Origin of the sequence: Endozoicomonas sp. ONNA1 (assembly GCF_024606325.1) — a bacterium.
Classification (GTDB): domain Bacteria; phylum Pseudomonadota; class Gammaproteobacteria; order Pseudomonadales; family Endozoicomonadaceae; genus Endozoicomonas_A.
Window position 1 is genome coordinate 1 of sequence record NZ_JAHHPN010000228.1, and the last position, 11,386, is coordinate 11,386.

The window sequence follows — 11,386 nt, forward strand, 5'->3', positions numbered from 1 at the left end:
ATAGAGAGAGCATAACAGCCAGAAATCTTTCAGGCTTTAAACGACCACAACCGGGGACCGCTATATAGGGAAAAATGATATTGAAACGCTCAATATGATTTATTACAAATGCACATAAAGCCTTTTTTGACTCTCTTTTTGGTTCTTGCGAATCATCAGAATAAGGTATGGAATACAAGGTATGCAAAGCTGCCATGTTAATCGCAGCTTCCTGACTCGCTGGATCAGTAAGACAATTCGCTATTTGGGGACAGTTTGAAATAAAAGTGGAAGCTGCTGCCTCTATTTCTTGCCTGGAGGGAAGCAGAAGGGCTGAGTTACCGGTGGATGATCTTTGCAGTGATTTGAGCGTATTTCCATCGTTCGATCGCTTAGTGACGGACATTCTTTCCTGATGCCGCAGATTCTGAGCCACCCGGACCATCAGGCCTATCTGCCGCTGCCGCAAAAGAGTCAATCGTGTGAAAAGCACGCTTTGTTCGGATGCTGCTCCTGTGTTGCCTGTCGAATTTGCTACAGGATTCAGCGACCAATCAGCAGGCCCTTCGTTATGGGAGGATTGTCGAAGTTTACAAACGCCATGACAGGAATCGACGTAACAATCTAAGCCGAGAGTATGTTGAGGTTGTTCCGGCTCTTCGTTACCGCCGCCAGAGCCGGAATGCCGGGGTCTTTTGACAGAGCCTGTGATTTGGGCGGATGTTCCAGAGGCTTGCCGACCGGATGATTCTGTTTGCTCGTTTTTTTGCTGTCTTTGTTTTTTGCCATTTCCGGGGAGCACCATAGTAGTGATTGCAAACGGGTCATCCTGACTGGCCTCCAGTTTATTTGTTGGACTGAACATGGGTGAATCGGTGTTCCAATAACTTTGTAAAAGCCAGCCGACCGCTAAAAAGGCTTCTACGGGTATCCATGAATGAGCTTTGGTGCTCAGAGCACTGTCATGGGAAGTCATAACCAGTTGGTAAGCAACCAGCGAACCAGCGGCGTATATCAATTCCCACGATATCGACTCAGAAAAGGACGTTCTTAACCCGAAGCCCCCGAGTCTGCGTGGTTGGTCATCATGCGGAAAAATTGATTCGGCGTAGCTGTTTGTATCGGCAAGGTATGACGAGGTGCCTGGCAATGTTTGCTGGTCTCGCTTAATAGCAAAGCTCCCTTTTGGCGAGTTTCCATCCTGATGAAGCTCAACAAAAAAACTTCTTGTAAACGATTCGGTCTGGCAGATGGCAGACAGAGGGAACAGCAAAAACAGTGCCGCTGTGAGTAATTTTTTCAAAACTCTATGCCCTCTGAATAGCGTGATTTGAGTCTGGTTGGAAGCCGAATCACTTTCTATCTTCTGGAAGATACAGGTGATCGATATGGTCATCATTCGGCTTCGTACCATTAAGCTTGGTGTCTGTAATAGTTTTTGTGTGAACCAACACCTTGTGAAGCAATAGCATTGCAGCATTTTTGAAGAGTATCCTGCATGGCTGCGCCTCGCCATCTTGCCCGACCACTGTCTCGTCACAGGCTACCTGCTCATGAAAAGCTCTTTTGTGAAAAGCCAGTTCTTCAGCATTTTTGAAGGCCGAACGGCATCGATGCTGTCGGCCATCCTCCCAGTACTCTGTCTCGTCACAAACTATTAGCTGGCTTTTGTCATAAACTTGCAGCCCGGTGTAGCCTCTCTTTTTATACCTATCGTCCGATGTGCGATCACCTGGCCGCCTCTGGCTATCTACCCAACCCACTGACTCGTAACAATTTTGTTCCCCGGTTCTATTGGGTGTCTCTGCACCCACTGCATCTAGAGGGGGGCAGCCAGTTGTTGTATTGGTTTGATTGATAAAGCAATCAGGAGAGCGGTGTTCAGGGGAAACATCAGGGACATTAACAGAGAGGGAATTATGGAGACCAACCGATGTGTCAAGATAAATCGCTCCGGGGATATCGGGGGGTGGGCTTTGTTCAGTTGCTGCTCCTGTACAGTCTGTCGAATTTCCTGGGGAGTTCAGCGCCCATTCAACTGGCTGTTGGCCATCGGATAATAGCGCAAGTACACAATAGCCATGACAGGGAGGGGCATAACAATTTAAACCAAAAGTATGCTGGTGTCGTTCCGGGGCACCGTTACCGCCGCTGGAGCCGGAAGACAGGCGATGGGTGAAAGTGCCTGTATGACGAGTGGTTGTTGGAACCTGCTGACCAGATGATGCCGTTGGCTGGCTTTGTTGGCCACTTTGTTGTTTGTTTTGTCCGGAGAGCATCGTAGTAGTGAACGCAAACGGCTGATGCTGACTTGCCACCCGTTGACCCACCGGGTTAAACAGCGATGAACCGGGGTTCCAATAGCTTTTCATAAGCAAGCCAACAGCGATAAAGGCTTCTACAGGTACCCATGAATAAGGTTTGGCACTCAGAGCAGCATCATGCGTGGTCATAAACAGTTCGTAGGCAACCAGCAGAGGAGTGGTGCAAATCAATTGCCACGAAGTCGACTCGATAAAGGTTGCTTCTACCCAATAACCACCTGGTCTGTGTGGTTTGTGATAAGGCGGCCCAATTGATTGTGCATAGTCGTTTGTGTCTGCGATGTCTGAAGGGATGCCCAACACCGAATTCAGGTCGCGCTTAATAAAAAAGCTCTGGTGTGACTGTTTGTGCTCGACTACAAAACGTCTTGCCAACAGCTCGGCCTGGCAGATGACAGATGACATCAAAAGCACCAACAGCAATGCCGGAGAGGGCACTTGCTTCACTGTTATACCTATGAATTCCAGTCTGCAAAGATGAAGGATAAACACGGAAAACTCTAGATCAAGAAAGTGATAGTTCAAGAAAACAAGCGTGTTTTTCTGTCAAAAACCAAAGGTTACACCGGTTAAAAAAAGCCTGCTGTTGGGCATGTTACCCGGCCACTATCTTTCACAGCTTTCTTCGCTTGTTTCATCCCTTGTAAGGGCTGCAGCTGCACCCATTGAGTTTAGCGTTTTACGGCTATTTGTTGAGTTGATACCAATGCCTTGAGTGTCAGGAAAATCATTGAGGGGTTCGGCAGGGGGATCATTAAATGCGTTGAAACCATCAGGGAAATAGATAGAAGTATCAATCGTGCCGAAACCATCAGGGAGATAAATAGAAGGATCAATCGTACCGAAATCAGAAACATGATCAATAGGGGGGTCAATCAATGTGTCGAGATAAGTCGTTATAAAGTCGTCTTGATCGTGGTGTTGTTCATATTGAAGCTCAGGTGGACAAGCATCATGAAGAGTGTGGCCTGTCGAATTACCTGCGGAATTCAACGGCCATTCAGCTGACTCTCTGTTGGATAAATGTCGGAATCTACAAACACCATTGCAGAGATGGACGAAACAATTCAGACCCAATGTATGTTGGTGTTGTTCAGAATCTTCATTACTGCCACCAGAGCCGGAATACAGGGAACCAGTGTAAGAGCCTATACGGTTGGAGGTAGCCTGTGGGACTTGCTGAACGGATGATCCTGATGGCTGATTTTGTTTCATATTTCCAGAGCCAATCATCGCAGTGGTGATCGTAAACGGGTAATCCTGACTCGACTTCAGTGGTTCCAACGGTTTAAACAGCAATGAATCGGGGTGCCAATAGCTTTTCAAAAGCCATCCGACAGCGACAAACGCTTCTACAGGTATCCATGAATAAGGTTTGCCACTCAGGGCGGCGTCATTGCTGGTCATAACCAGTTCGTAAGCAACCGGAAAATGGGTAGCGTAAAGCAATTGCCACGAGATTGACTCAATAAAGGACGTTTTTAACCTGTAACTGACAAGTCTGTGTGATTTATTATCAGGCGGCGATATCGGTGCAACATAGTCGTTTGTGTCCGTGCTGTATGACGGGTTGCCCAACAATGCATGTTGGCCAAACCTTACAGAAAAAATCCCATTTGGAGAACCTCCATTCTGTTCAAGTTCAACGACGAAACTTCTTGTCAATGGTTCGGCCTGACAGACGACAGACAACGAAAGAAACAGCGATATCAGTGCCAAAGAGAATGAGTTTTTCATTACATTCCAGTCTGTAGTTTGTAGCGTTTAGTCTTTATTTTTTAGAGAGGAAAGATAGATCAAGAAATCGGTAGATCAAGAAAACAAGCTATTGTTCTTTCAACACAAAGGGTTTTAACGAGTAAAAAAAACCCGCTACTGCAAAACAGCCACGGGCTTTTTTATTTACCGAAATCCAAAAATCACAGAAGCAAACGACGAATGTCTGACAATAGATTAGCCAGCAGGGTGGTAAAGCGGGCGGCATCAGCACCATTGACCACACGGTGATCGTATGACAGTGACAGTGGACACATTAGACGTGCATCAAAGTCCTTGCCGTTCCAGACAGGTTTCATGGAAGCCTTGGAGATCCCCAGAATAGCCACTTCGGGCGCATTCACGATGGGGGTAAAGGCCGTACCACCGACAGAACCCAGGCTGGAGATGGTAAAGCAGCCACCCTGCATTTCGGCTGGTTTCAATTTCTTGTCGCGGGCCTTGCCAGCCAGCTCGATGCACTCTCTTGAAAGATCCCAGATACCTTTCTGGTCAACATTCTTGATGACAGGAACCAGAAGGCCGTCAGGAGTGTCCACTGCGACACCAATGTTGATGTACTTCTTGTAGATAACCGACTCGCCGTCTTCACTGAGAGAAGAGCAAAATACAGGCATCTCTTTGAGTACGTAAGCCACAGCCTTGAGGAAGAAAGGCAGTGGAGTCAGCTTGGTGCCCCGGGCTTCCGCCAGCACCTTGTTAGCCTTACGGAAAGCTTCCAGTTCAGTAATATCGGCTTCATCAAACTGAGTAACGTGAGGCACGTTCAACCAGGAGCGCTGGAAGTTCTGAGCCGCGACCTTGCGCAGACGATTCAGAGCTACTTCTTCGATTTCACCCCATTTGGCGTAATCCTGGGCAGGCACCGGTGGAATGCCGCCACCACCTGTGGCGGCCGCTACCTGAGGCTTGTCAGCTTCAGCCAGCTTAGCTTTAACGTAAGCCTGAACATCTTCTTTCAGGATACGGCTGCGCGGGCCTGTGCCTTTTACCCGTTCAAGGGTAACACCAAATTCACGGGCAAGCCTCCGAACCGCTGGACCTGCGTGGAAATTGCGATTGACTTTTTCCAGCTCGACCAGTTTGTGACCAGAAGCCCCAGCGGCGGGTGCTGGCGCCTTGTCCGTCGCAGGAGTCGGTGCGACTGGCGCGGAAGCCTGTGGCACGGGAGCAGTCGGAGCGGGTGCTGCAACACCGCCCTGAGTCTCAATCCTGACAATCAGGTTGCCCTGACTCAGCTTGTCACCTTCTTTGACGCAGATCTCTTTGATAACACCGGCAAAAGGAGAGGGTACGTCCATACTCGCTTTGTCAGATTCCAGAACAATCAGGGAATCTTCTTCAGCAACTTCATCACCCTCAGCTACACAAATTTCGATGACGGGAACGTTTTCGGCACCAATGTCAGGTACCGTCACTTCATTAATACCACCTGCAACAGGCGTAGCTACGGGAACCGGTGCGACAGCTGGAGCTGGAGCGGCTGTCTGAGGCACTTCAGTCTGAAGTGCCGGAACGGGAGCAGCACCAGTGGTGGTTTCAACTTTTACCACCAGGTCGCCCTGACTCAGCTTGTCACCTTCTTTAACACAGATCTCTTTGACAACACCGGCAAAAGGAGAAGGTACGTCCATGCTCGCTTTGTCAGATTCGAGAACAATCAGAGAATCTTCTTCAGAAATCTCATCACCAACGGCTACACAGATTTCGATGACCGGAACGTCTTCTGCACCAATATCGGGAACAGTCACTTCCTGAATGCTGCTGGCTGCAGGCGCTGCCGGAGGGGTAGCAGACTCTGATTGTAGCGCAGGCGCTGGCTGTGCAGCGGGCTCTGGCGCTGCTTCGACGGCAGCATCAGAGCCTTCCCGGACTGCGGCGGTTGCCGCCATTTTCAGCATGTCATCACCTTCAGACACACTGTCGCCTACCTTCAGCAGGATCTCGGAGATCTTGCCGTCACGTGGTGCTGGCACTTCCATTGATGCCTTGTCTGATTCCAGAACAATCAGGGAGTCATCGGCAGAAACGGCATCACCAGGTGCAACGCAGATTTCAATAACCTCTGCACTGCCACTGCCGATATCGGGGATCTTGATTATTTCATCGCTCATTCGGGATAACCTTATGAAATCAGCAGTACAGTGGGTTAGCTTTATCGCCGTCGATGTTGAACTTTTTCATCGCGTCTTTCAGCACAGACACTTCCAGTTCACCGTCTTTTACCAGACCGTAGAGGGCAGCAATAACAACGAAGTATCGATCCACTTCAAAGAACTCACGCAACTTTTCGCGGGTATCGGAACGACCAAAGCCATCGGTACCCAGGGCGATGAACGTGCCTGGTACGAATTCACGAATCTGGTCAGCGTAAATCTTCATGTAGTCAGAGGCAGCAACAACCGGCCCCTTGCGACCAGACAGTTGCACTTCGACCCAGCCTGCCTGCTTTTCGGAATCAGGGTTCAGCATGTTGTGACGAGCTGCCGCCATACCATCACGACGCAGTTCGTTGAAGCTTGTAGCGCTCCAGATATCAGACTCAACACCGAAGTCCTTACGCAGGATGTCGGCCGCTGCACGTACTTCCTCAAGAATAGTGCCACATCCCATCAGCTGTACTTTCAAGCCGTCGTTGACGGTGTTTTCCCCGAAGCAGTACAGACCTTTCACGATGCCTTCAATAACGCTATCGCCTTCAGGCATGGCTGGCATCTTGTAGCTGTCGTTCATGGTGGTGATGTAATACCACACGTTTTCGTTGTCGCCGTACATACGACGAAGGCCGTCCTGAACAATGACCGCCAGCTCATAGCCGTAAGTTGGGTCATAGCTGATGCAGTTAGGAACGGTGGAAGCCAGGATGTGGCTGTGTCCGTCCTGATGCTGCAGACCTTCACCATTCAGGGAGGTACGACCGGAAGTAGCACCGATCAGGAAACCACGAGCCTGCATGTCTCCTGAAGCCCAGGCCAGATCGCCGGTACGCTGGAAACCAAACATGGAGTAGAAAGCATAGAAAGGAATCATCGGTACGTTATTGTTACTGTAGGACGTAGCAGCCGCAATCCAGGCAGCGTGGGCACCGGCTTCGTTAATGCCTTCTTCCAGAATCTGACCCTGTTTGGACTCCTTGTAGAACATGACCTGGTCAGAGTCCACTGGCTCATACATCTGACCTTCTGCAGAGTAAATACCCAGCTGACGGAACATACCTTCCATACCGAAAGTCCGTGCTTCGTCAGGAATGATTGGTACGATGTGCTTGCCGACTTTCTTGTCTTTCGCCAGCGCAGCCAAAACACGTACGTAGGCCATGGTGGTTGAGATTTCACGCTCACCACTGCCTTTGAGAACGGCGTCGAAGGCACTCAGCCCAGGAATCTCCAACTGTATATCTGACTGCTCGCGACGCTGAGGAATGAAGCCGCCCAGTTTCTCACGATGCTTGCGCATGTAGACCATTTCAGGGCTGTCTTCAGCGGGCTTGAAGTATGGCAGACTGGCCAGATCTTCATCTTTGATCGGCAGGTCGAAACGGTCACGGAACTGTTTCAGATCATCGATTGGCAGTTTTTTAACGTTGTGGCTGACGTTAGATGCTTCACCCGTCGTACCGGTACCGTAACCTTTTACGGTCTTGGCCAGAATAACCGTTGGCTTGTCGGTGGTGTTTACAGCAGCGTGATAAGCAGCGTAAACCTTGTAGGGATCATGACCGCCGCGGTTCAGACGCCAGATGTCATCGTCAGACAGGTGCTCAACCATCTTTTTGGTTTCAGGGTAACGACCGAAGAAGTGTTCACGTGTCCAGGCACCGCCCTTGGCTTTACAGTTCTGATAGTCGCCATCGACGGCTTCGTCCATCAACTTCTGTAACATGCCGTCTTTGTCCCGGGCAAACAGCTGATCCCAGTGGCGACCCCAGGTCACCTTGATCACGTTCCAGCCAGCGCCGCGGAATACACCTTCGAGCTCCTGCATGATTTTGCCGTTGCCACGAACAGGCCCGTCCAGACGCTGCAGGTTGCAATTCACCACAAAGATGAGGTTGTCCAGCTTTTCACGACCCGCCAGAGAGATAGCACCGGTGGATTCAGGCTCGTCCATTTCACCGTCACCCAGGAAAGCCCAGACCTTACGGTTCTGCTCCGGAGCCATACCACGGTTGATCAGGTACTTCATGAAGCGAGCCTGGTAGATGGCCTGCAGCGGACCCAGACCCATGGATACGGTGGGGAACTGCCAGAAGTCAGGCATCAGGTGCGGGTGAGGATAGGAAGAAAGACCCTTGCCTTCGACTTCTTGTCGGAAACCGTCCAGCTGATCTTCACTCAGACGACCTTCGAGGTAAGCACGGGAATAAATACCCGGAGCCGTGTGTCCCTGATAGTAAACCAGATCGCCTTCACGGTTGTTGTTGTAACCATGGAAGAAATAGTTGTAGCCGATATCATACAAAGTTGCACTGGAGGCGAACGAAGAAATGTGGCCACCCAGAGAGCTGTCTTTCTGATTAGCACGCATGACCATTGCCAGCGCGTTCCAACGGACCAGGGAACGGATTCTGCGTTCCATGAACAGGTCACCCGGCATTCTCGCTTCTTTCTCAGGCGGAATGGTGTTGCGATAAGGGGTAGTAATCGCATAGGGCAGCTGTGTGCCTTTCGCTCTGGCATGCTGGGAAAGGCGGGTCATCAGGTAATGTGCCCGGTCTTCCCCTTCTTTTTCCAGTACGGAATCCAGGGCTTCCAGCCACTCCCGGGTTTCGATGGGATCAATGTCATGCATATAGTTTGCTCCGAGAATTGAGCGCTGTAACCAGTTCTAAAAAAAGCATCTGTGAAGGGGTCATCAGCCACTGATGCATCTTTCCATTTCGATTATCCGGACAACAGTACACTGAAGCTACAATCAGCCTTGTGCGAATAAACCGCTTCAACCCGGGATGAACAACCTCACTCTTAATGGGCGGTTATTCTTCGTTGTACCAGTGAAATTCTGACTGTCAGGATAGTCGAGGCTTACCTCTGAAGGACTGCTTTTTCAGCCCGTACCACCAGTCGAAACCAATGATCAAACGACGTGAGCCTCAGGAGCCGGGACAAGGACAAATAACTTGAGGGCTATCCCTGTCATGGCTAACTGTTATCTAACGAAAATTCTGCCCTGCCTGAACTTTAGGTTCAACCACCCTGCCATCAGGCTTCCAGCCGGATGTTCGGCTTCTGATGGACATTAAATTGGGTGCGGAGAGGCAGAGTTTAAAACTTCAGAAAATTGATTTCGATCAATTCTGTAATTGAACTACAAGATAAGCAAAATCCGCAATGAGTACCAGTACTTAGGTACAGTAAAGTTACAGAAATACATCAAAAGCCGCTACATCGTCACACATATTTATAAAATTCCTTTGACACATTTGCCAATAAACAAGAAAAAACACTGGTAGCGTATACCTCGATAGCAATTTCCGCCCTGACTTTTACACCGTCTTTGCGAAAAGAACCGCCGAAATTCATAGTCAGATCCACTGGATGATAAAACGCTTACTCGCTTTCGCTGAACACCGCACCGCGCAGATGCTCCTTCGTATAAACCGAGTCAGGGTTAAAGGCGGCCTTTAATACCGGAACCGCTAATTCTGGCTGAGAATCACCACACACAAAGATATCGAACGCCGCGAAGTTCCTCTCTGGCCAGGTGTGCACACTGATATGTGATTCAGCCAATACTGCAACGCCGGAAATGCCGCCATTGGGCTCGAAGCGATGAAGGTGGATATGCAACAAAGTAGCACCCGCCTTTTCGACGGCATCGCGCATCGCTTCTTCCATCGTAGTGGGGTCATCCAGCTTTTCAGCTCCCCAAAAGTCGAGGAGCAAATGCGTGCCCGCAAAAACTACCCCGTCACGGGTAATAAAGTGATCAAGCTGGTCTTCGTCAGTAGCGATGGACGTTTGGCCGTGGGTGGGCCAACGCTCATCCTGCGCGATGGAAAAAGCTAATTCAGCAACAGATCCTTGAGTCACGGAAGATGTCGCTATCAAATTACCGGGTTGATATAGATCTGATGAACGTCCCGGTAAACCTGCCCCCTCTAATGGAGTGCGTCCTGATGGAGGGTGTTCTGACCTTCCTCTCAAGCCACTGATGCATTTCGGTAATAAATGGAAAGCCGGAAGACCCAAACCCAATGCAGCCGCTAACACCTGACTGGTGTGTCTTAACCAAGCCTGCTTGATACGATTTGAAAGGTGGAACCAGGTTCGGGTAATCACTTGATCCAACATTGTCAGGCCAGCACCTACGCCTACTTTTTCCCATGTGGTTAAGTTGTCTAATTCTTTTAAACTTTTTAATCCTGTTTTTTCAGCATTATTTATAACCGGAGCGTCTGTGTCATCTGCATCAGGAATCAGTGCGGGTGATGAACTGAAGGGATCCGTGACCACCCTGACATTGTCTGCAACAAAAATACCCGCGCCCCTCAGATCCATAATACCTGCCGGTCGATGATGCTGCGTGGTCGAGGTTGTATCGGGCTGTTCCGAGGTGGCTTTTGCTGTTGAACCGCTCGTATCCAGAGGGTATCTGGAATCAATTTCGATATTCGCCAGATAATAGACAGAATCATTATGGGGTGCCGACATCACAAAGTGATTCTGTGGACTTCGCTCAATCACAAATTCTGGCAGAATATCTGCTCTGTTCCCCACAAAAGCCGAGTTGTCCGGCAGATGAAAACTGTTGATTCTTCTGCGATCGCCACTGATGAATTCCGACGGCAATTCGTAGACAGCCGCTTGTCCCTTGCCGGGCGATCGCTCTGCATCAAAGATAAACAACGTTGGTTGTATCGTTTCAAAAATCTCATACCCCAGCTTTTGTGTTGTCGCGGATATTTTTATTATCTTGACGGTTTCAGGAATGGGCTCAGACATTGAGTAAGATGTTGACGGAGATACCTGATGGTTCTTTTCCCTGATAAGCGCCTTAAAAACAGGTAAATGCCGACTGCAGACATCCCTATCGATATTCCGGGTTAATTCGGAACAACTTGAAACCTCTTTATAAATAGAACCTACTGTTGAGCCACCTGAAGAGAAAGCATAACAAGAGAAGGCATAGATTGCTGACAATAGCGTAGCCCCTGACCCTGATCTGGAAATGTTCATAACGACACTCTGTCTAATTTTTAAATGTTAAAGCAGAAGCATCCTTACCGTAGCCGTCCATTTTAAGGCCGTTCTTTATCCTAGCAGCCTGTCGGACTTAAGGCTGTCCTACTGCGGTTGCAATAAATT

6 protein-coding genes are annotated in these 11,386 nt (G+C 49.4%); all 6 read right to left on the reverse strand.

Annotation, left to right across the window (positions count from 1 at the left end):
• On the reverse strand, positions 1 to 1,378 hold a 1,378-nt coding region (locus tag KDK19_RS05395; protein ID WP_257291499.1), incomplete at its 3' end, for a hypothetical protein.
• Positions 1,332 to 2,708, reverse strand: coding sequence for a hypothetical protein (locus KDK19_RS05400; RefSeq protein ID WP_257291500.1), 1,377 nt, complete (start codon positions 2,706 to 2,708; stop codon positions 1,332 to 1,334). The genes KDK19_RS05395 and KDK19_RS05400, both read right to left, overlap by 47 nt.
• A gap of 201 nt (positions 2,709 to 2,909) precedes the next feature.
• Entirely contained in the window at positions 2,910 to 4,040 is a 1,131-nt protein-coding gene (locus KDK19_RS05405; RefSeq protein WP_257282169.1) for a hypothetical protein, read from the reverse strand.
• Positions 4,041 to 4,222: 182 nt separating this feature from the next.
• On the reverse strand, positions 4,223 to 6,193 hold the full coding sequence (gene aceF / locus KDK19_RS05410; protein WP_257282168.1) for a pyruvate dehydrogenase complex dihydrolipoyllysine-residue acetyltransferase: 1,971 nt from the start codon (positions 6,191 to 6,193) through the stop codon (positions 4,223 to 4,225).
• A 19-nt stretch (positions 6,194 to 6,212) separates the two neighbouring features.
• Positions 6,213 to 8,870, reverse strand: coding sequence for a pyruvate dehydrogenase (acetyl-transferring), homodimeric type (gene aceE / locus KDK19_RS05415; RefSeq protein ID WP_257287106.1), 2,658 nt, complete (start codon positions 8,868 to 8,870; stop codon positions 6,213 to 6,215).
• Between the two features lie 758 nt (positions 8,871 to 9,628).
• A complete protein-coding gene (gene speD, locus KDK19_RS05420; protein ID WP_257287105.1) occupies positions 9,629 to 11,257 on the reverse strand; it encodes an adenosylmethionine decarboxylase in 1,629 nt (542 codons plus the stop codon).
• Positions 11,258 to 11,386: the final 129 nt, after the last annotated feature.